General features: G+C 62.7%; 23 protein-coding genes and 2 riboswitches. Of the genes, 16 read left to right on the forward strand and 7 right to left on the reverse strand.

Annotation, left to right across the window (positions count from 1 at the left end):
• Positions 1–2: 2 nt before the first annotated feature.
• The 6 genes from AOT96_RS17725 to AOT96_RS17750 form a co-directional block, all read right to left on the reverse strand.
• Entirely contained in the window at positions 3–605 is a 603-nt protein-coding gene (locus AOT96_RS17725; RefSeq protein ID WP_082920554.1) for a SipW-dependent-type signal peptide-containing protein, read from the reverse strand.
• On the reverse strand, positions 589–1,233 hold the full coding sequence (locus AOT96_RS17730; protein WP_065352084.1) for a signal peptidase I: 645 nt from the start codon (positions 1,231–1,233) through the stop codon (positions 589–591). Before AOT96_RS17730 ends, AOT96_RS17725 begins: the two co-directional genes overlap by 17 nt.
• Positions 1,230–1,796, reverse strand: coding sequence for a hypothetical protein (locus AOT96_RS17735; RefSeq protein ID WP_064443278.1), 567 nt, complete (start codon positions 1,794–1,796; stop codon positions 1,230–1,232). The genes AOT96_RS17730 and AOT96_RS17735 overlap by 4 nt, the downstream gene beginning before the upstream one ends.
• Before the next feature lie 4 nt (positions 1,797–1,800).
• Positions 1,801–2,358 carry an alternate-type signal peptide domain-containing protein gene (locus AOT96_RS17740; RefSeq protein WP_047269467.1) on the reverse strand — a complete coding sequence of 186 codons (558 nt, stop codon included), beginning with the start codon at positions 2,356–2,358 and terminating at the stop codon, positions 1,801–1,803.
• 290 nt (positions 2,359–2,648) lie between these two features.
• Positions 2,649–3,464, reverse strand: coding sequence for an HAD-IIA family hydrolase (locus AOT96_RS17745; RefSeq protein ID WP_003944345.1), 816 nt, complete (start codon positions 3,462–3,464; stop codon positions 2,649–2,651).
• Positions 3,465–3,501: 37 nt separating this feature from the next.
• The gene (locus AOT96_RS17750; RefSeq protein ID WP_003944404.1) at positions 3,502–4,269 is read right to left on the reverse strand and encodes a sulfite exporter TauE/SafE family protein; all 768 of its coding nucleotides are present in this window, start codon (positions 4,267–4,269) and stop codon (positions 3,502–3,504) included.
• 199 nt (positions 4,270–4,468) lie between these two features.
• Positions 4,469–4,563: riboswitch (SAM riboswitch) on the forward strand.
• Positions 4,564–4,570: 7 nt separating this feature from the next.
• Here AOT96_RS17750 and AOT96_RS36590 point away from each other — a divergent pair.
• The 16 genes from AOT96_RS36590 to AOT96_RS17820 all read left to right on the forward strand — a co-directional run bounded on the left by AOT96_RS36590 (position 4,571) and on the right by AOT96_RS17820 (position 19,714).
• The gene (locus AOT96_RS36590; RefSeq protein ID WP_350318888.1) at positions 4,571–4,648 is read left to right on the forward strand and encodes a putative leader peptide; all 78 of its coding nucleotides are present in this window, start codon (positions 4,571–4,573) and stop codon (positions 4,646–4,648) included.
• Positions 4,649–4,758: 110 nt separating this feature from the next.
• A complete protein-coding gene (locus AOT96_RS17755; protein WP_003944440.1) occupies positions 4,759–5,733 on the forward strand; it encodes an amino acid ABC transporter permease in 975 nt (324 codons plus the stop codon).
• A complete protein-coding gene (locus AOT96_RS17760) occupies positions 5,730–6,515 on the forward strand; it encodes an amino acid ABC transporter ATP-binding protein (RefSeq protein ID WP_003944418.1) in 786 nt (261 codons plus the stop codon). Before AOT96_RS17755 ends, AOT96_RS17760 begins: the two co-directional genes overlap by 4 nt.
• 34 nt (positions 6,516–6,549) lie before the next feature.
• Complete coding sequence (locus AOT96_RS17765; protein WP_007726832.1) at positions 6,550–7,521, forward strand: ABC transporter substrate-binding protein; 972 nt, start codon at positions 6,550–6,552, stop codon at positions 7,519–7,521.
• Between the two features lie 10 nt (positions 7,522–7,531).
• Positions 7,532–8,641 (forward strand): FAD-dependent oxidoreductase, encoded by a 1,110-nt coding sequence (locus AOT96_RS17770; protein WP_007726834.1) that lies wholly within the window; start codon positions 7,532–7,534, stop codon positions 8,639–8,641.
• Between the two features lie 8 nt (positions 8,642–8,649).
• Positions 8,650–9,240 (forward strand): GNAT family N-acetyltransferase, encoded by a 591-nt coding sequence (locus AOT96_RS17775; RefSeq protein ID WP_039972708.1) that lies wholly within the window; start codon positions 8,650–8,652, stop codon positions 9,238–9,240.
• 17 nt (positions 9,241–9,257) lie between these two features.
• Positions 9,258–9,352, forward strand: a riboswitch (SAM riboswitch).
• Between the two features lie 8 nt (positions 9,353–9,360).
• The gene (locus tag AOT96_RS36450; protein ID WP_310504006.1) at positions 9,361–9,450 is read left to right on the forward strand and encodes a putative leader peptide; all 90 of its coding nucleotides are present in this window, start codon (positions 9,361–9,363) and stop codon (positions 9,448–9,450) included.
• Between the two features lie 137 nt (positions 9,451–9,587).
• Positions 9,588–11,225: an ABC transporter substrate-binding protein gene (locus AOT96_RS17780; RefSeq protein ID WP_003944291.1), complete on the forward strand. Its 1,638-nt coding sequence runs from the start codon at positions 9,588–9,590 to the stop codon at positions 11,223–11,225.
• Positions 11,226–11,227: 2 nt separating this feature from the next.
• Positions 11,228–12,226, forward strand: a complete 999-nt coding sequence (locus AOT96_RS17785) for an ABC transporter permease (RefSeq protein WP_065352085.1) — start codon at positions 11,228–11,230, stop codon at positions 12,224–12,226.
• Complete coding sequence (locus tag AOT96_RS17790) at positions 12,219–13,109, forward strand: ABC transporter permease (protein ID WP_047269463.1); 891 nt, start codon at positions 12,219–12,221, stop codon at positions 13,107–13,109. The genes AOT96_RS17785 and AOT96_RS17790 overlap by 8 nt, the downstream gene beginning before the upstream one ends.
• On the forward strand, positions 13,106–14,728 hold the full coding sequence (locus tag AOT96_RS17795; RefSeq protein ID WP_065352086.1) for a dipeptide ABC transporter ATP-binding protein: 1,623 nt from the start codon (positions 13,106–13,108) through the stop codon (positions 14,726–14,728). Before AOT96_RS17790 ends, AOT96_RS17795 begins: the two co-directional genes overlap by 4 nt.
• On the forward strand, positions 14,715–15,833 hold the full coding sequence (locus tag AOT96_RS17800) for an LLM class flavin-dependent oxidoreductase (protein ID WP_063314817.1): 1,119 nt from the start codon (positions 14,715–14,717) through the stop codon (positions 15,831–15,833). Before AOT96_RS17795 ends, AOT96_RS17800 begins: the two co-directional genes overlap by 14 nt.
• Positions 15,834–15,857: 24 nt before the next feature.
• A complete protein-coding gene (locus AOT96_RS17805; RefSeq protein WP_065352087.1) occupies positions 15,858–17,228 on the forward strand; it encodes an NtaA/DmoA family FMN-dependent monooxygenase in 1,371 nt (456 codons plus the stop codon).
• Positions 17,225–18,049 (forward strand): DUF1684 domain-containing protein, encoded by an 825-nt coding sequence (locus AOT96_RS17810; RefSeq protein WP_042452128.1) that lies wholly within the window; start codon positions 17,225–17,227, stop codon positions 18,047–18,049. Before AOT96_RS17805 ends, AOT96_RS17810 begins: the two co-directional genes overlap by 4 nt.
• The gene (locus tag AOT96_RS17815) at positions 18,046–19,188 is read left to right on the forward strand and encodes an LLM class flavin-dependent oxidoreductase (protein WP_065352088.1); all 1,143 of its coding nucleotides are present in this window, start codon (positions 18,046–18,048) and stop codon (positions 19,186–19,188) included. The genes AOT96_RS17810 and AOT96_RS17815 overlap by 4 nt, the downstream gene beginning before the upstream one ends.
• A gap of 28 nt (positions 19,189–19,216) precedes the next feature.
• Entirely contained in the window at positions 19,217–19,714 is a 498-nt protein-coding gene (locus AOT96_RS17820; protein WP_073513513.1) for a nucleoside deaminase, read from the forward strand.
• A 30-nt stretch (positions 19,715–19,744) separates the two neighbouring features.
• On the opposite strand, the gene AOT96_RS17825 is transcribed toward AOT96_RS17820, so the two are convergent.
• A complete protein-coding gene (locus AOT96_RS17825) occupies positions 19,745–20,686 on the reverse strand; it encodes an alpha/beta hydrolase (RefSeq protein ID WP_003944347.1) in 942 nt (313 codons plus the stop codon).
• Positions 20,687–20,759: the final 73 nt, after the last annotated feature.

Here is a 20,759-nt window from a genome sequence, read left to right on the forward strand (position 1 = left end):
CATCACACCTTTGCCGTGAAGGTCAGGACGATGTTCGACGTGCTGTTCGTCGGCGGTGTCGGTGTTGTCGGAAGCTGCACCGAGACACATAAATTCTCGGTAGCCCCGACCGCCAGTGGGCGGTCGGGGCTACCGATGGCTTGATTCGCGGTGAGTGTCAGCGCGAGCGAGGACACAACGTTGGCGCCGTCAGTGCACTTGTTGGCAACAGTTCCGTTGGAGGAAACCGTCATTCGTAGAGAGGTCGTCAACGCACCACTACTCGTAGACGTGATCGTGTACTTCAGCGGGACAGTTGTCCCTGTGCCCAGGTTGTTGACCTTGATCAGAGCGGTATTCGAATCGCCGGGAATCATTCCGGACTTGCCAAGCTCACTGAAATTCAGAGACCTGGTCAGAATGGGCTGGGCAATGCTGTTCAACTGCAGATTGATGGAACCCGTCGTGATGTTGCCCGAGGTTGCCGTGGCGGAAGACGTCCAGGCCGCGAGTGTGGTCACGCCGCCGACACCCAGTACCATCCCCAAAGCGAGCAGCGCGCGAAAGCGCGTGCTGGTCAACAGGTGACGAATCCGGTGAGCCGGACGGTCAGGGCGCGAGGGCATCGTGCTGGCCTTTCTCGATCTGGGCGTTGTCTGCGGGCTCGAAAGGTGCAGGGTCAGCAGCCAATCGGGCGCGAGCTCGCTCCTTCCGGCCGTCACGGATGCCGCTGATCATCATGTACGACGCGTACAGCAGTAGAGCGGTCACTACGATCACCACGATCACGGTGCGCTGCTCTCCCGTCAGCCAGGTGTTCACGTAACCGAGATAAGGCAGGCTGTACCAGACCTTTCCCCGGATCTGCACCGGCCGCACTTCCTTCTCGTCAGGCTCACCGTTCGCATCGCCCTGGGTGATGAAAGTTCTTTCACCCTTCTGGTTTTCACTTGTGGCGATGATCCGGTGCGTGACGACGGTCGGCTGACCCGATTCCAGCTGGTACGTAATAGGTGTACCGATCCCCAGTTCGGACGGATCGACAGGTTTGACCACTACCAGTGATCCAGGGTTGTACGTCGGGCGCATCGAACCGGTCAGAATCGTGAAGCGCTGTGCTCCGGCAAAGAAGGGAACGACAATCGTTGCGACGATGACTGCCGAAATTGCCAGCAGCAGTGTCCAGCTGACAATCGAGGTGACCCACCACAGAGGGCCGGTACGTTCACCGCGTTTGGTCGAGTGTTTTGTCATACCGGACCTGCCTGGAACGTGAAGGTGGCCTTGTTCGTTTGACCGGAGACCGCACCAGAGTCCACCGCGAGCCGCAGACACAAGACGTAGGTGCCGCCAGGCACGAGCGGATCCGGCATGTACGCCGGTGAAACCGGGTGCTGCAGCGACGCGGTCATCGGTGCTGACATCAGGGATGGAACGGCAGGAGCTGCCGTGTTCACGCCGGTCGGGCAGGCGCCTTCGTTGGCGACTCCGTACGTGGTCAACGTGAATCCCGTAAGTGCGGTCGTCGACTGCATTCGCCATTGCAGAGGATCAGTCCCCGAATTCTTGACGGTGAGCGGTGCTTGCACCGTGTTTCCCGGGACAACGGGCGTCGCGGCCGTCGTCAAGTTCGCCAGGGTGTACGCCGCACTGGTTCCGGCAGTTGTACCAACCGTGAGGTTGACGCTGGCGGCTGTCGCCGTACCGCCATTCGCGCTCGCCGAATCGGACCACAGCGCGAGCGACTGCTGTGACGATGCAAACACCGCTACAGCAGCCACCGCGACTGCGATCGCTCCCCAGACCTTTTTCCTCATGAAATTACGGGGCCGGTGTCAGTGCTGTCTGAGTGACGACCAACTTCATCGCCGACAAGTTCAGCGACTGGTTCTGCGCGACCTGATTGGCCACCTCGTTGAAGTTCAGCCGGACTCCGACGTGGACGATCGTTCCGTTCTGGGCTTTGGTGATCTGCGAAATCGGGTTGCCGCCAGTGTCCTTGATTGTCGTCACGGGCACGACAGCAGCGGCAAGCTCGGCGCTGTTCGCACCCGGAACGATTCCGGCCGTATCAGCGGTCAGAACAGCCGCGAGACGATCGCCCACTGCGGTCACAGTGACGTCGCAGGTGTATTCGATGCTCTCGGTGGTGACTATTCGGTAAGCCGAGATGTTGGTGATCGCGGTCTTCGTCGGGTTGAGGGAGTTCCACCCGCCACCGACCGGTGCGCAAGAGCTCAGGTCGAGGGCGCCGGACGTGACGGGCCCGCCGCCACTGACGTCGGCCGAATCGCTCCAGACTGCGAGCGAGCCGGCACCGCCGAGGAGGAGGGCACCGGCCGCCGCAGCAGCGATCGCACCCTTGGTCTGCTTCTTCATGAAAATCTCATTTCATGTCTGGGACCCGAAATGGGGCCATTCAGACATGAGTATCAGACACGGCAAACGATTCGTTACCACTTTTCGAAAAATCAATTTTACGACTGGAGTCCAACTGTCACTCGGTGTCGAAATGATCTTTGACCTGCGTCTAACTACTCGTTTGTAAGTTTGGTGCGAATAAAACCGTTGGTTTGTTCAGTTGGACAAAGCGGACGAGTCGGAACTTGGCAAATCTGCTGTTTTTTACCAGTTAATTACCGAGTTTCGGTTTTGTCTTGCAATTTGAATCAATTGTTTGTGTTGCTACGGAATGGATCGGTTGTTGTTCCCACAAGATCGGCGACCGACTCGAGGACGATGGTCGGGCGGTAGGGATAGAGCTCTACCGACGCGCGGGTCGAGATCCCGGTCATCACCAGAATCGTCTGCAGTCCGGCTTCGAGGCCACAGACGATGTCGGTGTCCATGCGGTCGCCGATCATCAACGTATTGGCGGAATGAGCGCCGATGGACCGCAGGGCTGAGCGCATCATCAAGGCGTTGGGCTTGCCGACGTAGTAGGGATCGCGTCCGGTTGCCTTGGTGATGAGTGCCGCGACCGAGCCGGTGGCCGGCAGCGAGCCGTCACGCGACGGCCCGGTGGCGTCCGGGTTGGTGGCGATGAACCGCGATCCACGCTCGACCAGGCGAATGGCGGTGGTGATTGCCTCGAAGGAGTACGTTCGCGTCTCGCCGAGGACGACGTAGTCGGGGTCGCTGTCCGTCAGGACGTAACCGATGTCGTGCAGGGCAGTGGTCAGGCCCGATTCGCCGACCACGTAGGCGCTGCCGCCTGGCCGCTGGTTGGCCAGGAACGTCGCGGTTGCGAGCGCTGACGTCCAGATCGACTTCTCCGGGATGTCGAGTCCCGAATTGAGCAGGCGTGCTCGCAGGTCACGCGGGGTGCGGATGGAGTTGTTGGTGAGCACCATGTACGGGATGTCGTTCGACGCCAGCTCTGCCAGGAACGTGTCCGCTCCAGGTATCAAGTGCTCCTCGTGGACGAGAACCCCGTCCATGTCCATGAGGTAGGTCCAACCGGTCTGATCTTCTGTACTGGTCATTACTCCAGTATGTGCGGGTGGCGCCCGATGTGGGCGGTCAAGCGAGAAGGCGCCACAGGCCGATCAGGCCGACGACGACAATCGTGTAGCGCAATGCAGTGGGGGACAGGCGCCGTCCGTAGCGGGCGCCGAGGACGCCACCACCGAGTGAGCCGACGGCGATCAAACCGGCTGCTGCCCAATTGATCTGATCGAATGCCAGAGTGATGTACATCCCTGCTGCAACGATGTTGACGAGCAGCGACAGCAGGTTCTTCGCGCCGTTCATGCGCTGGAGGGTTTCCGGGAGGATGGCACCCATCACACCGATGAGAAGGATGCCCTGCGCGGCAGTGAAGTATCCGCCGTAGATGCCGACTGCAAAAGTGCCGGCGGTCAGGAGCATCAGCCTCTTGGTGGACAGCGTCGTTTCTTCGGTGGAACGCTTCTTGGCCCACGCCTGGATGCGTGGTTGGAGGAGGACGAGCGCGAGAGCGAGGACCAAGAGCACCGGAACGATGGTCTCGAACAGTTTCTCGGGTAGGTGCATGAGCAACCACGAACCGAGTAGTGCTCCGGCGAGGGACGCCGGAATCTGCCACTTCAGTCGGTCCCACTGTCCGGACAGCTCACGTCGGTAGCCCCAGGTACCCGAAACTCCGCCGGCGACGAGCCCGACCGCGTTGGACATGGTTGCGGTCACGGGCGGCATGCCGAAGGCGACCAGGGTGGGAAACGTGATCAGCGTTCCACTGCCGACCACGGCGTTGATCGCGCCCGCGCCGATACCGGCCAACAAGATGAAGAAAGCGTCGAGTCCACTCACTCCGCAGACGGTACGGCAGAGGAAAAGTCAGTCCGGACGGCGGTCCCGGTCTTCATTCGAACGCTCCATTCAACACGCCGAACGCGGCTTCGGACACCGTTGGAATCAATGCGATTTCAACATCGTGGACCCTTCATTTCCCTTGCAGTGCAGGGAAATACAACATTTGACGACTCGACATTTCGCGTCTAGTCTTTGCTCACCATCCAGAGCGACCGAGAGACCTGGCTCGTCGACGTCGCAGCAACCCCCCGAGTGATCGGGAGCGGGTGCTACCGCCAGGACCGATGGAAGGCATCACATGGGTACCACTTCGCACGCTGCGCACAAGCGACGTCACATCGATCTGTGCCGCACCGCTTCGTGTCACTGTCGCTGACCGAACTCTCGTCGTCTTCGCAACTCGAGCGCACCAACTCGAGGACACAGCTGCGTTCCCATTTCCCCGAAAGGTCTATTCGTGATGTCCACTCCGTCAGGTAGCGCGCCGTGAGCGCGCCCACCGATGTCCGCCCCGAAAAGTCGGTGTCCGAGTCGCAACTTCCCGACTCGGAGCTTGTCGTCGCTCGCACCTGGCACCCGCTGCGCTGGGTGATCAGTGCGGTCGTGCTGGTCCTGCTTGCTCAGTTCATCCACGGGCTCGTCGTCAACCCCGGCTGGGACTGGCCGACGTTCGCGCAGTACTTCACCGCGAAATCAGTGCTCGCCGCGCTGTGGATGACGATCAAACTGACCTTGTGGGGGACGATCCTCGGTTTCGGTCTCGGTGTCTTCCTGGCGCTCGGTCGGTTGTCGAAGAATCCGGTCCTGCAGGTGATCGCCTGGACCTACATCTGGGCCTTCCGCTCGATTCCACTCATCGTGCAGCTGCTCTTCTGGTTCAACATCACATACCTGTACCAGACGCTTTCTCTCGGAATACCTTTCGGTCCCGAGTTCTTCACCTTCCAGGTCAGCGGTGTGATCGGCGGATTCACCGCAGCAGTCATCGGTTTGGCGCTGCACCAGGCTGCATACTCGGCCGAGATCATTCGCTCCGGAATCATCTCGGTGGATCACGGTCAGATCGAAGCTGCTCACTCGCTCGGTATTCCGCGCAGTCGCCAGTTCTTCAAGATCGTTCTCCCGCAGGCAATGCGGGCGATCCTCCCCAACGCCGCCAACGAGGTCATCGGACTCTTCAAGGGAACGTCGATCGTCTCCACCATGGCAATCGCCGAACTGTTCTACCAGGTGCAGGTCATCTTCGGCCGCAACGGACGAGTCGTGCCCCTGCTGATGGTCGCCACGATCTGGTACATCATCCTCACGACGTTGCTCTCGATCGGTCAGTACTACGTGGAGCGCCACTATGCACGAGGATCCGCTCGTGCTCTTCCGTTGACTCCGGTACAGAAGGCGCGCAAGAAGTTCGAAGAGATTCGCGATGCGCGTCTCGATATTCCGAGAGGTGCTACCCGATGACCGCAGAACTGGCCGAAGATACGGTGTATGCCGTCGAAGCACGCGGAATTCACAAGTCTTTCGGTGCCTTGGAAGTACTTGCCGGCGTTGATCTCCTGGTTCGCAAGGGCGAAGTGACCGTCATTCTCGGTCCGTCGGGTTCCGGTAAGTCCACCTTGCTGCGCACCCTCAATCACCTCGAGAAGGTCGACCGCGGGACCGTACGGATCGACGGAGAACTGATCGGGTACCGGCGCAAGGGAAATCGGCTCCACGAACTGCGTGACCGCGAGATCCTGAAACAGCGTTCGCACATCGGATTCGTGTTCCAGAACTTCAACCTGTTTCCGCACCTGACCGCGTTGGAAAACGTGGTGGAAGCGCCGCTCTCGGCCCAGAAGCGTGATCGTGACGAGGTGTACCGCGAGGCCCGCGCACTGCTCGAGCGAGTGGGAGTGGGGGACAAGGCGGACGAGTATCCCCGCCAACTCTCCGGTGGCCAGCAACAGCGCGTCGCGATAGCGCGAGCGCTGGCACTGCGGCCGGCGGTCATTCTCTTCGACGAGCCGACGTCGGCGCTCGACCCGGAACTGGTGGGCGAGGTTCTCGAAGTCCTGGCTCAGCTGGCCCGTGACGGCGCCACCTTGGTGATCGTCACACACGAGGTCGGATTTGCTCGGGAAGTGGCGGACACTGCGGTCTTCATGGACGGCGGCGTCATCGTCGAACAGGGCCCGCCTTCGCAGGTGATCGACAATCCGGTCCACGAACGGACCAAAGCCTTTCTCTCCCGCGTCCTCTGACGCGACCCAGACTCATTCCCGGAAGGAAAAATTGATGTTCTCCACATCCCGTCGCGCGACTTTTCTGATCTCGGCGCTTGCCACCGTCGGATTGCTCAGCGCTGCATGCAGCAGCGCGGACGCCGAGTCCGACGGCGCCCAGGTCACCGCTGCTGCGGGTTACAACCTCACGGCCGATCAGAACCGCATCACCACCGACAAGGTGGATTCAATCGCCGCCGAGCTACCTCAGGACATCCGCGATCGTGGCACGCTGCGCGTCACCGGTAGTGCCGGTTCCGCTCCGCCGCTCCGTTTCTACGCCGACGACGACACCACCCTCATCGGTTCCGAGACCGACTTCGCCTATCTGATCGGTGACGTTCTCGGCTTGAAGGTCGACCTGCAGACAGCAGATTGGGCACAGAACTTCGTCCGGATCGACTCCGGTGAGGCCGACGCCTTCCTCTCCAATGTGACTGTCACAGAGGAGCGTAAGGAGAAGTACGACTTCGCGACCTACCGTCTCGACACCCTCGCCTTCGAAGCCAAGAAGGGTGCCGGAATCTCCATCAAGGAACCCAAGGACGTCGCGGGCAAGAAGATCGCCGTCTCCTCGGGCACCAATCAGGAAGCGCTGCTGGTCAAGTGGAGTGAGCAGAACGTCGCGGCCGGCCTGGCGCCTACCGACATCTCCTACTACCAGAACACCACCGACTACTACCTCCCGCTGCAGTCCGGCCGGATCGACGCCTACTTCGGCCCGAACCCGTCGTCGCAGTTCCACGCCAAGCAGTCGGGGGAGACCGAGGTTGTCGGTGAGTTCTCCGGGGCCGGCGACACCCTGCAGGGGCAGATCGCGGTGCTGGTGAAGAAGGACAACGGCCTGATCAAGGCGATCAACGACGCGATCAACCACACGATCGAGAACGGCACGTACCAGCAGATCCTCGAGCGCTGGAACATCACCAGCGAAGCCGTCGACACGTCCCTGATCAACCCGCCCGGCCTTCCGAAGACCAAGTGAGCTCTCGTCCATGAGTGAGATTTTCGATGTGATCGTCATCGGCGGAGGACTCGTCGGGTCCTCCGCCGCCTGGCGGCTCGCGGCACGCGGACGTAGCGTCGTTCAGCTGGAACAGTTCGGGCCGGGGCACAAGCACGGTGCGTCGCACGGTACTTCGCGCATCTATCGGCAGGCGTACGACAATCACCTGTACACAGGTTTGGCGGCCGGCGCGCTGCCGCTGTGGCGGGAGTTGGAGACCACGACGGACATCGGGTTCCTGGAACTCACCGGTGCCGTCGATCACGGCCTGCCGCAGGCAGTGCAGTCCAAGGCGAAGATACTTCGCGAGGCGGGCATCAAGGGTGAGATCCTCACTCCTGCCGAGGCGTCCGCCCGTTGGCCGGGGCTGCGATTCGACACCACGGTGCTCCATCATCCCGACGCAGGCCGGTTGCACGCGGACCGCGCAGTGACCGCTCTGAAGGCAGGAGCGGTGTTTGCGGGCGCCGAGGTCCGTCACGATGTTCGGGTGTTGGCACTCGCGCGGGCGTCCTACGGCGTGGACGTGGTGACGGACAGTGGAACGCTCGCAGCTCGTCAGGTCGTGATCGCGGCCGGTGCGTGGACTGCAGATCTGATCGCAGACAGCGGTCTCGGCTCCGAGATCGTACTGCCGACATTGCGCACGACACAGGAACAACCGGCACACTTCGCACCGCTCGATCCCGGAGTCGAGTGGCCGAGTTTCGTTCACCACACCGGCGCAGAATTGGAGACCGCGGGGATCTACGGGCTCGGTTCCGAGGACGGGATCAAGATCGGCGAACACGCGACCGGGCCGGTGGTGACTCCGCAGACCCGTGACTACACCCCTGGTGTCGACGGAGAGCAGCGATTGGTGGAGTACGCCGAGTCGTGGTTACCCGGTGTCGACACCACCCGTGTCGAGTCGCTCACCTGCCTGTACACGAGCACGCCGGACAGTAACTTCGTCATCGACCGAGTCGGCGCCGTCACGGTGGCAGCGGGATTCTCGGGGCATGGGTTCAAGTTCGGTCCGGCCCTGGGTGAACTTGTGGCGGACCTCGTCGACGGAACCACCCTCGCTCCGGAAGTTTTCAGGCTGGGGGAGCGTTGACCAGATTCATGGAGGAAAGTGTTGTGGCACTGGAGCTCGGAACTCGACAGCTCGAGGGTGTCGGAGCGGTAGAGGTCTATTCGGTATCGCAGGACGATCCCTTGGCAGCTCCACTGATCGCGGAGTTGGCACTCGAATACAGTTCGCGTTACGGCGGGACTCACGAAGCGATGCTCGAGGATCTCACGACGTATCCGGCAGAAGAATTTGCCTACCCGCAGGGTGCGCTTCTGGTGCTCACCCACGACGGTCTGCCGATCGCCGGTGGTGCGTTTCGTCAATTCGATTCCACCACTGCCGAACTGAAGAGAATCTGGACATCGGTCGACCATCGGAAGCGCGGCCTCGGCAAGGCCGTCGTTCGCGAGTTGGAACGAGAGATCGAACTTCGTGGATACAACCGGGTGTTTCTCACGACGGGTCCTCGGCAACCCGAGGCCGTCGCGCTGTATCTGTCCAGTGGATACACACCGCTTTACGACGCGTCACTCTCGCCCGAAGAGGTGGGCATCCACCCGTTCGAGAAACAACTTCGGGTCCTCGAAAATGTGACTCGAGCAGCAATTCCTACCGACCGGGTTGACAACACCCGGGTTTAACCTCGTAGACTTGCGAACGACCATCCAGAGCGACCGAGAGACCTGGCTCATTGAAGTCGCAGCAACCCCCCGAGTGATCGGGTGCGGGTGCTACCGCCAGGACCGATGGAGGAACACGAAATGAAGGCAGTCGAAGGCGGTTTCGATACCGCCTGGTCGCGTCGTCACGTAGACCTGTGCCGCACCGCGGGATCTTTCTGTACCAACTGACCTCGGTCAGTCATTCACACTCAGACGAGTCGTCGACAAGTCTGTTTTCTCTTCTCTCACAAGTGATTCGTGCTCGATCGCCTTTCTCGTCTCAGGCGACGGGTGCGCTCTTCGGCATGCCTCTTTAGGAGTTCTTGGTGTCTTCGCCCTCATTCGGTGCCCGCAAACGCGCGACCGTAATCGCCGGTATCGGTGCTGTCTCGGTTCTCGGCACCGTCCTCGCCGGCTGCAGCAGCGGGAGTGACAGTGCTGCCGACGCAGGCCCCGCCCAGTCCGGCGGAACCCTTCGCTACGGTCTGTCGCAGGCGCCGACGTGCGCCGATCCGGCCCAGGCCGGCAGTAACCAGACCGTGTATGTCACTCGGACAGTGGTGGATTCGCTTACCGATCAAAATCCCGACACCGGAGAGATCACCCCGTGGCTCGCCAAGAGCTGGGAGATCAGCCCCGACGCCGCGAGCTTCACGTTCGTCCTTCGCGACGACGCCACCTTCAGTGACGGCACACCGGTGACGGCGGATTCGGTGAAGAAGACCTTCGACTCGGTCAAGAACCTGGGACCGAACGCGTCGTTGGCGAAGAGTTACCTGTCCTCGTACACCGGTACCGACGTCGTAGATGCTCACACGGCGAAGATCAATTTCTCCGGACCCAATGTTCAGTTCCTGCAAGCAACTTCGACGCCACAGCTCGGAATCCTCGCCGATTCCACCACCGCGCTGGCATCCGAGCAGCGCTGCCCCGGTGCAGCGGTGATCGCCTCCGGACCGTTCGTGTACACCGACTGGCAGCAGGACAAGAGCGTCAAGATCGCCAAGCGTGCGGGATACAACTGGGCCTCGGATGCGGTCGCGCATCAGGGCGAGGCGTACCTCGATGGCGTCGACTTCACGGTGGTTCCCGAATCCGGTGTGCGGGCGGGCAGCGTGGCCTCCGGCCAGCTCGATGCGGTCAGCGATGCGCTTCCGCAGGATGCGCCGCAGATCGAGGGCGCGGGTGGACGAATCCTCACAAGGCCGAACCCGGGTGTGAGCTTCTTCTTCCAGCCCAACGTCAGTCGCGGCGTTCTCGCTGATCAGGCTGTTCGTCAGGCCATCATTCCCGCGATCAACCGCCAAGAACTCGTCGACACCGTTCTGGATCCGTCGTTCTTCCCGGCCACGAGCCCGCTGGCTCACACCACTCCGCTCTACAGCGACGAATCCAGTGTCGTGACGTACGACGCCGACAAGTCGGCGAAACTCCTCGACGCGGCTGGTTGGAAGACCGGCAGCGACGGTATCCGCGAGAAGGACGGGCAGAAGCTCACTTTCAGCGTCACCTTCAGTCCGGTGTTCTCGGGTAACCAGGCCATCCTCGAGCTCGTGCAGCAGCAGCTCAAGAAGGTCGGCGTCGATCTGCAGCTCAACCTGGTCTCGAACGGTGAATGGACCGAGAAGGGAGTATCGGGTGATTACGATTCGCTGTATTACAACAGCACTCGCGCGGACGCCGACATCTTGCGGGCATCGTTCAGCACCGAAGGCCGCAACCTGAACCGTCGCGGCGCAGATCCGGAGCTCGACAAGGTACTCACAGACCAGCTTGCAGCCACGGACAACGGCCAACGCGGCGAACTGGTATCCACCGCACAGGAATTGATCCTCGACCGTGGACTCTCCATCCCCACCATCGAGCTCTCGCAGGCCATCGGCGCCGGATCGAGTGTGCAGGACCTGAACTTCGAAGCCTCCTCGCGCCTGCAGTTCTACGACGCATGGTTGTCGGGTAAGTAATCATGACTCGATACGTACTCACCCGACTGGGCCAGGCCGCAGTGGTTCTGTGGGCCGCCTTCACCATCTCGTTCGTGATTCTGTTCCTCCTGCCCAGTGATCCCGTCAGCATGGCTGCCGACTCGTCCGGTCAGGGTGTTGCAGTGGATCAGGCTGCGCTCGATCAGCTTCGGGCACGGTACGGCTTGGACCAGTCGGTGTGGGTGCAGTACTGGACATCGCTGACGAATGCTCTTCGCGGCGATTTCGGAACGTCCATCTCCACCGGTCAGTCGGTGACGGATGCCATCTTCTCGGCGCTGCCGAGCACTCTGGTCTTGGCAACCACCGCTTTGGTTCTGGCCGTGTTGTTCGGAGTGGCGATCGCGTTCTTCGCTACCTACACCCGCAGGCGGTGGCTCGCGAACCTGTTGTTCTCGCTGCCGCCGCTGGGTGTGGCAGTGCCCACTTTCTGGGTGGGCCTGATTCTTCTGCAACTCTTCTCGTTCCGTCTGCACATCTTCCCGGCATTCGGAGACAAGGGATTCGCAACGGTGATTCTTCCGGCGATCACCTTGGCGATCCCGACCGGCGCGGTGATCGCGCAGGTGCTCACGACCAGCCTGCAGTCGACGCTACGTTCGCCGCACGTGGAGACTGCGTACGCCAAGGGCGCAAGCCGTTGGCGCGTGCAGACCCGTCACGCGTTGCGACTGGCGAGCATTCCGGCATGCACCATTGCCGGTGTGCTGGTCGGCACGCTGCTGGCGGGCTCGGTGGTTGTGGAAACGGTGTTCTCCCGCGCGGGCGTCGGCCGTCTGACACAGACGTCGGTGATGGCGCAGGACATCCCGGTGGTGCAGGGAGTCGTTGTGTTCGCCTCTCTCGTGTTCGTGCTCGTCAACCTCGCGGTCGACCTCTTCTACCCCTTGATAGATCCACGGATCATCCAGACGAAGAAGAGTCACACCGAAAAGTCGAATACCGAAAGCTCGACCGATCTGGAGCCGGCTCATGTCTGACACATTGATCGAACCCCTACTCCTCGATCCGAGCGTCGAGGCGAAGGCACCTGTTGTTTCGCGCCGAAAGTCCACGGCCATCGGCTGGATCCGAAAGCCCGGCTTGGTGATTCCGGTGTTGATCGTGTTGCTTGCCATCGGCTTTGCCGTCGCACCCGGATTCTTTGCCAGCGGCGATCCGTTGTCCGGTGTCCCGGCGGACAAACTGCAGGGCCCGAGCCTGGCTCACTGGTTCGGAACCGACAATCTCGGACGTGACCTGTACACACGGTTCGTGCACGGCGCCGCGCTGTCCCTGACCGCAACCTTGGTGGCGGTCGGAATCGCATTGGTGGCGGGATCGATAATCGGTTTGCTCGCGGGCTTTGTCGGTGGCGTCGTCGACGCCGTGCTGATGCGTATCGTCGACGTGCTGCTGTCCATTCCGGCGCTGCTGCTCTCGTTGGCACTGGTGACCGCACTCGGCTTCGGCACCATCAACGTCGCCATCGCGGTCGGCGTCAGCATGGTCGCGAACTTTGCGCGAGTGATGCGTGCCGAAGTGATGCGGGTGCGCGGCGCTCAGTACGTCGAGGCCGCGTTCGGTTCGGGTGTGCGGTGGCTCGGTGTCCTGCGTCGGCACGTGCTTCCCAACTCCTACGCGCCGGTGGTCGCGCTGTCCGCTGTCGAGTTCGGGCAGGCAGTACTGGCGGTGTCGGCTCTGAGCTTCTTGGGATTCGGCGCCGTTCCGCCTACCCCGGAATGGGGATCGCTGGTATCCGAGGGACGTAATTTCCTCGCCAATGCCTGGTGGATGACCACACTTCCCGGTCTCGCGATTGTCGCCGTGGTCATCTCGGCACACCGTATCGGCCACGAGATCGAAAGGAACAACCGGCGATGAGCACGACCGAGGAACAGTTGCTTTCCGTCACCGACTTACAGATCGCCTACGGCGCCGAGCCCGCGGTATCCGGCGTGAGCTTCACCGTCGGTCGGGGCGAAGTAGTTGCGGTGGTCGGGGAATCGGGTTCCGGTAAGTCGACCACGGCCCACGCGATATTGGGTCTGCTCGCCGGCAGTGGCCACGTCACCGGCGGGACCGTCGAGTTCGAGGGTGAACAGATCGACTCGTATTCCGACCGTGCGTGGCAGCGAATCCGCGGCGCGCGTATCGGTTTGGTGCCGCAGGATCCGACGACCTCGCTCAACCCGGTGACCCGGATCGGCGACCAGGTTGCAGAAGTCCTGCGGATCCACGGCCTCGCAGACCGCCGCAAAGCCCGGTTGGACGCCGTCGAGGTGCTCGAGCGTGCGGGTATCGACCGGCCGGAAATCCGAGCACGCCAGTACCCACACGAGCTCTCCGGCGGTATGCGGCAACGAGTTCTGATCGGTATCGCGCTTGTCGCGAACCCGGCCCTCGTCATCGCCGACGAGCCGACCAGTGCTCTGGACGTCACGGTTCAACGACGCATCCTCGACCACTTGGACGAGCGAATCGCCGAATCCGGTGCCGCCGTGCTCCTGATCACGCACGACCTGGGTGTGGCCGCAGACCGCGCGGACCGGATCCTGGTGATGCAGGGCGGCAGGATCGTCGAATCCGGCCGCACCGCGGATATTCTGGACAACCCGCGAGACGAGTACACGAAGAAACTTCTGAGCTCTGCGCCGAGCCTGTCCTCGGGACCGGTCGATCGGCCGGTCCGTCAGGATACGAGCCCGCTGCTGACGTTGACCGGAATCACCAAGCGTTTCAACGTCGGACACGGGAGTTCGATCACCGCGGTGAACGAGGTATCGCTGACCGTTCCGAGGGGTCAGACGGTGTCGCTGGTGGGGGAGTCGGGCTCCGGCAAGTCGACCACCGCACGCATTGTCGTGCGATTGGAGCAGGCGGACGCAGGCACCATCACCTTCGACGGCCAGGACATCACGAAGGTCAAGGGCAGCGACCTGCGTGAGCTGCGCCGAAGGATCCAGCTCGTGTATCAGAACCCCTATGCATCCCTCGACCCGAAATTGTCGGTCCAGGACATCGTTGCGGAGCCGCTGCGGGCCTTCAAGGTTGGTGGACGCAGCCAGCAGCAGACTCGTGCGGCAGAGTTGCTCGATCAGGTTGCACTTCCCGAGCAGTTCCTGAGCCGCAAACCGGCCGAACTCTCGGGCGGCCAGCGTCAACGGGTGGCGATCGCTCGTGCGCTCGCGTTGAAGCCGGATCTGCTCGTTCTCGACGAACCCGTCTCCGCTCTCGATGTCTCGGTGCAAGCGCAGATTCTGGCGCTACTCGACGAGTTGCAGCGAGAACTGGGCTTGACCTATCTCTTCATTTCCCACGATCTGGCGGTTGTTCGCCAGATCAGCGACGTCGTCGGCGTCATGCAGGCCGGGCGATTGCTCGAAATCGGCACTACCACCGAGATTTTCGACAATCCCCGAAACGAGTACACACGCACACTTCTCGAGGCGATCCCCGGGCGGGATCATTCGACACGAAAGGCCGAACATGTCCGAGCGTAGTTCCGGAGCATTCCTGGTCGGTCTCGAATTCGAGGGCACCGGAGCTCATCCGTACTCCTGGCGACGCGAGGACTCACGCGCCGAAGATCTGTTCACACCGTCGTACTGGGTGGACCTGGTGACCACCGCGGATCGGGGTGGGGTGGATCTGGCGTTCCTCCCTGACTCGTTCGGACTGCAATCCGAAGGCCGGCACGCAGTGCGCGGGAGATTGGAGGCGGTGGCAACTGCGGCGCGGCTGAGTGCCGTGACCTCGCGCATCGGTCTGATCCCCACTGCGACAGTCACGCACACCGAGCCGTTCCACATTTCCAAGGCCGTCGCGAGTATCGACTACTCGTCTGCTGGGCGGGCCGGTTGGCAGGTCGCGGTGTCCGACACCGCCGAGCAGGCGGCGTTGTTCGGCCGAAAGACAGTGCAGGGTCCTGAGTCTGCGTGGGAGGAAGCGTCCGAGGCTGTCGAGGTGGTCAGTCGGCTGTGGGACAGCTGGGAGGACGACGCCGAGATACGTGACGCTGCGAGCGGACGATTCATCGATCGGGACAAGCTGCACTACATCGACTTCGAGGGAAAGAACTTTTCCGTCAAGGGCCCGTCCATCACGCCGCGCTCCCCGCAGGGGCAGCCGCTGATCGCCGTCGACGCGAGCAGGCCGGAGGCTCGCGAACTCGCGGTTGCGCGCGGAGATCTGATTCGGATCTCGGCAACCGATCTCGCCGAGGCCAAAACTACGGCCAAGCTGGTCCACGCGAGTGCCGCCGCCCTCGGGCGCAGCGTGCGGGTTCTCCTCGACGTCGACGTGCTCCTCGGCGCCGATCGCGGTGCCGCCGACGACGCTTTGGCGGAACTCGAGGAATGGGCGGGAGCGCCGTATGCCCCGCACTCGCTGTTCTATCGCGGTGACAGCGCGGGTTTGACTGCGCTGCTGCGTGAGATCGGTGGGCTCGCCGGGATCGACGGTGTGGTTCTGCGTCCACTGGCGCTGGCCGCCGCCGTGGAGAAGATCGCGACGGACGTAGTGCCAACTCTCAATCCGCGACCGAGTACCGCCCCGACGCTGCGCGAGCGGTTGGGCTTCCAGTTGCCCGTCAATCAGTTCGCGTAGCGCGAGTAGAGAACAGGAACACCGATGACACAGAACAGGATTCGCAAGCAAGTCCATCTGGGCGCTCACTTTCCCGGCGTGAACAACACCACGGTGTGGACCGATCCGGCGTCCAAGAGTCAGATCGAGTTCAGCTCGTTCGAGCATCTCGCCCGCAGTGCCGAACGCGGATTGTTCGACTTCTTCTTCCTCGCAGAGGGTTTGCGCCTACGCGAGCATCAGGGCAAAATTCACGACCTCGACGTAGTCGGTCGCCCGGACACCTTCAGCATTCTCAATGCGGTTGCCGGTGTGACAACGCATCTCGGCCTGGCCGGGACGATCAACACCACATTCAACGAACCGTACGAGTTGGCCAAGCAGTTCTCGACGCTCGATCATCTCTCCGACGGCCGCGCCGCCTGGAACCTGGTCACCTCCTCGGACGCCTTCACCGGCGAGAACTTCCGCCGCGGTGGCTATCTGGAGCATTCCGAGCGGTATGCACGCGCCAACGAGTTGGTCGACGCAGTACGGACGCTGTGGGACAGCTGGAGCGTCGACCGTCCGATCGTCGACCGTGAGCGCGGTGTTTTCGCCACCGACCAGCAGGTCGGCCAGTTCCAGCACTCCGGTAAGCAGTTCGACATCGCCGGACGCTTCGAAGTTCCACGGAGTCCGCAGGGGCACCCAGTTCTGTTGCAGGCCGGTGACTCCGACGAAGGACGCGAGTTCGGCGCGGCCAAGGCCGATGCCATCTTCACCGGGCACGGAACGCTCGAAGCAGGCAAGGCGTTCTACGCCGACGTGAAGGGACGCTTGGCCAAGTACGGACGCACGCACGCAGACCTCAAGATTCTCCCCGCCGCCACCTTCGTCCTCGGTGACAACGCCGCGGACGCACAGGAGAAGGCACATCACATCCGGCGGCAGCAGGTCGGACCCCAGACTGCCATCGCTTTTCTCGAACAGGTTTGGGGCAGAGACCTTTCCCAGTACGACGCCGACGGCCCGTTGCCGAAGGAAGATCCGTCGGACGACGTCAACATCACCCGTGGACGCGTCCGCCACGTCAAGGATCCACGAGCGGTCGCAGATCAGTGGCGTGCCAAGGCCGAGGCCGAAAACCTCAGCATCCGTGAACTCATCATCGAAGTGACTGCCCGCCAACAGTTCGTGGGTAGCGCCGCCGAGGTCGCTGCCGAGATCGACAGCTACGTCCAGGGCGACGCAAGCGACGGATTCATCCTCGTTCCCCACATCACCCCCGCGGGCCTCGACGAGTTCATCGACACCGTCGTACCGGAACTACAGGACCGCGGCAGTTTCCGGACCGAGTACTCAGGAACCACCCTGCGCAGCCATCTCGGGCTGCGTCACCCGCACGAGCAGGCTGAAGGAGTCCGCGCATCATGACCGTTACCGACACTTCCACCAGCACCTTCACCGGCGATTGGAATGCCTGGCACGCCTCGCGCGACGCCACCTTCGGCGAACCCCTCGGCTGGCTGAGCCTGACTGCGTTGCATTGGCTGGTGGACACCGATTCCACCTTCGCGGACCTGCCCGGTGCATGGCGCGCCGACGCGAATGCCGTTGTCGTCACCGCGACGCCCGCAGACGACCTCTCGATCGACGGCGTCGCAGTGGACGGTTCGGCCACTCTGAATCCGATCGAGGGGGCGCCGGGACTGATCGTCAAGCAGGGCGCGCGGTTGGTCGAGGTCATCCGCCGCACCGGCGAGGTCGCTCTGCGGATCCACGATTCGTCGGCCCCGGCATTGGCGCAATTCAGTGGTATCCCGACCTTCGAGCCGAACCCGCAGTGGCGCATCGAGGGTGTCTTCACAGCCTTCGAGGAGGCTCGCACGGTGACGACAGGTGCGGTCGTCGAGCGCCTCGAGCATCATCACGACGCCCGCGGAACCATCAGCTTCGAACACGACGGTGCAACGCATACGCTGATTGCGTTCGCGGGCAGGGACAACGGCTTTCACATCCTGTTCACCGACGCGACCAGTGGTGTGTCCACCTACCCGGCCGCCCGCTCGCTGCACGTGAGCGCACCTGAACCCGGTGGCGCGGTAGTCCTCGATTTCAATCGGGCGTCGAACCTGCCCTGCGCGTTCACCGATTACGCGACGTGCCCGGTGGCCCCCGCCGAGAACCGCCTGGCGTTCGCGGTGGAAGCCGGCGAGAAGACACCGGACACCCGCTCCGAAAGCGGACCGAGGTGAGCGCGCCGCTGTCCGTACTCGACCTCTCGCCGATCAGTGAGGGCGGAACGGCCCGCCAGGCTTTGCGGAACTCGCTGGACCTCGCTCGTTCTGCCGAAGCGTGGGGATACAAGCGTTACTGGGTCGCCGAACACCACTTCGTCGGTGTTGCCTCTTCGTCGCCAGCAGTGCTTGTCGGGCTGATCGCGGCCGCAACCAACACCATTCGCGTCGGCTCGGCCGCCGTGCTGCTGGGCAACAACACGGCGGCTCAGGTGGTCGAGGCCTTCGGTACCGTCGAAGCGTTGTATCCGGGTCGTATCGATCTCGGCATCGGGCGCAGCGGACAGCGTCGGGTGGAGGCACTTCGCGCGGTCGCTGCCGGAACGCCTGCGCCGACAGAATCGAAGCGAGAGAACGTCGTACGCGACGGCGTCGTGATCCCGGCGCCCTTCGATCCAACCGGTCTTCTCACGTCACCGCGATTGCAGGCGTCGTTCGAGGCATTGGCGTTTCCGGGCGCGCAGGCGCCCGATTTCGAGCAGCAGGTCGACGACATACGCTCGCTCCTGAACGGTACCTACAGAACCCGCGACGGCATCGAATTGCACGCCAGTCCCGGCGAGAATGCCGACGTCGAACTGTGGGTGTTCGGAAGCAGTGCGGGCCCGAGTGCCGAGCTCGCCGGACGACTCGGATTGCCGTTCGGTGCGAATTACCATGTGGCGCCGTCGAGTACGCTCGATGCCGTCGAGGCATACCGCACAGCATTCCGTCCGTCGGACGTCCTGTCGGAGCCGTATGTCGTCGTCTCCGCGGATGTTGTTGCTGCGGAAGACGATGCGACGGCGAGAGAGTTGGCGTCTACGTTCGGGCACTGGACGCACAGCATTCGCAGCGGGCACGGCGCCATCCCGTACCCCGATCCCGCGACAGCGCTCCCACTTTCCGACGCCGACGAAGCAGTGGTGGAGGATCGGCTGATCACGCAGTTCGTCGGTTCACCGTCTACCGTCGCCGACAGGCTCGACAGTTTGCAGAAGCTCACCGGAGCGGACGAATTGGTAATCACCGGGGTGACCCATCGGCACGAGGATCGTCTGCGCTCGTACGAGCTGCTTGCCAAGGAATGGGGACTACCCGCACTACTGGCAGCGTGAGTTTGCCTTGGTCCATTAGTGTCGAGTGATGTTTTCACCTCGAGATGCCCTTGCGGTTGCTCTTGACGTAGCGCGTGAGGGCATGGAGCTCGGGGAAATGCCGATCGGCGCAGTCGTGTTCGACGACGACCGTGTGCTCGGGCGGGCGTATACGCAAGAACGGGCACTCGGCCGACGGGTAGTCCATGCGGACCTTCAAGCGCTCTTGCAGGCCGACGAGGCTCTCGGATTCACTCGAGCGTCCGGTGAATTGACATTGGCGGTCAATCTCGAACCATGTCTCATGTGTATGGGTGCCGCGATCACGCTCGGTGTGACCCGGGTGTGGTTCGCTCTCGAATCCCCGAACGACGGTGCGGCGGAACTCGTGCAGCTGTGGGCGCCGCCTGTGGAACTTCCGTTTTTCCGTAAGCCGCGTGAAGTCCTCGGCGGCATCCGCCGTGACGAAGCGCGAAATCTGTTCGCTGAATACGCCACCGGCACTGGCCCCGCCGGGATGCGGGACTGGGCGCGCAGTCTCACCTGACGCCATGGCTTGTAAGGAGGGCCGTGAGGCTCACGCCCCGATAGCGCCCGCGATCATCGGCCACGACGCGCGCATGTCGGCTTCGAAGAGCCCCCAGGTGTGGGTGCCTTCGGGTCGGAAGCTGAACGTCGCGGGAATGCCGAGCTGACCGAATCGCCCCTGCAGGGCAGCGGTGCACATGTTGGTGATGCCTTCGAGGACCGCGCCGGGAACGACGCCGGCGGCCATAGCCAGCGAGTTGATTCCGTCCACCGGGCCGGGGAGGCCGTTGCCGGTCGAGATGAACAGCGCTGTGCCACGCAGTTTCTCGGCGTTGATCAACGGGTCGTGCGCCGCCCACTGCGGGCTACCCCACGGCCCCCACATGTTGGCCGCGTTGCCGCCGCCGAGTATCTCGACCATCGAGCGCACCGCTGCCTGGCCGAGCGGGTCGCCGGCGCGCGGACAGCCGCTGTACGAGCCGACTGCGCGGTAGGTGCCCGGCGACTGGATCGCGAGGTCCAGAACCGGTCCGCCGGCCATCGACACACCGCCGAGTGCGTTGACACCGGTCGTGTTGTACCGAGCGTTGACCGCCGCCGGTAGTTCCTTGGTGAGGTACGTCTGCCACTTGTTACGGCCCAGCACCGGATCGTCGGCGTTCCAGTCGGTGTACATGCTGAACTTGCCGCCGACCGGCATGACCACGTTGACGTGTTTGTCGTCGAAGAAGTCACGAACTCCGGTGTTGTTGAACCACGAGATCCCGTCCTCGCCGCCGCCGACACCGGTCAACAGATAGAAGGTCGGGGCCGGGCCTCCTCCGGCCGGCGAAATCACGTCGTTGGCGATCCAGCGGTCCATCGAGGGGGAGTAGACGTCGATGCGACTGACCACGGAATCCGCGCTCGCGGTCGGCGCGCTGAGGCCGAGAAAGCCGGCGGCCATGGCCACCGCCATCGTCAGCCGAACCGTGAAACGACGTGTCTTCATATTTCCCCCCCAGGCGCAAGCCGGACAGCGTATTTGTGCCTTCCAACAGTGGCACAATGCGAAGAGGAGTGAC

It is taken from the genome of Rhodococcus sp. 008 (assembly GCF_001682295.1).
Classification (GTDB): domain Bacteria; phylum Actinomycetota; class Actinomycetes; order Mycobacteriales; family Mycobacteriaceae; genus Rhodococcus_F; species Rhodococcus_F qingshengii.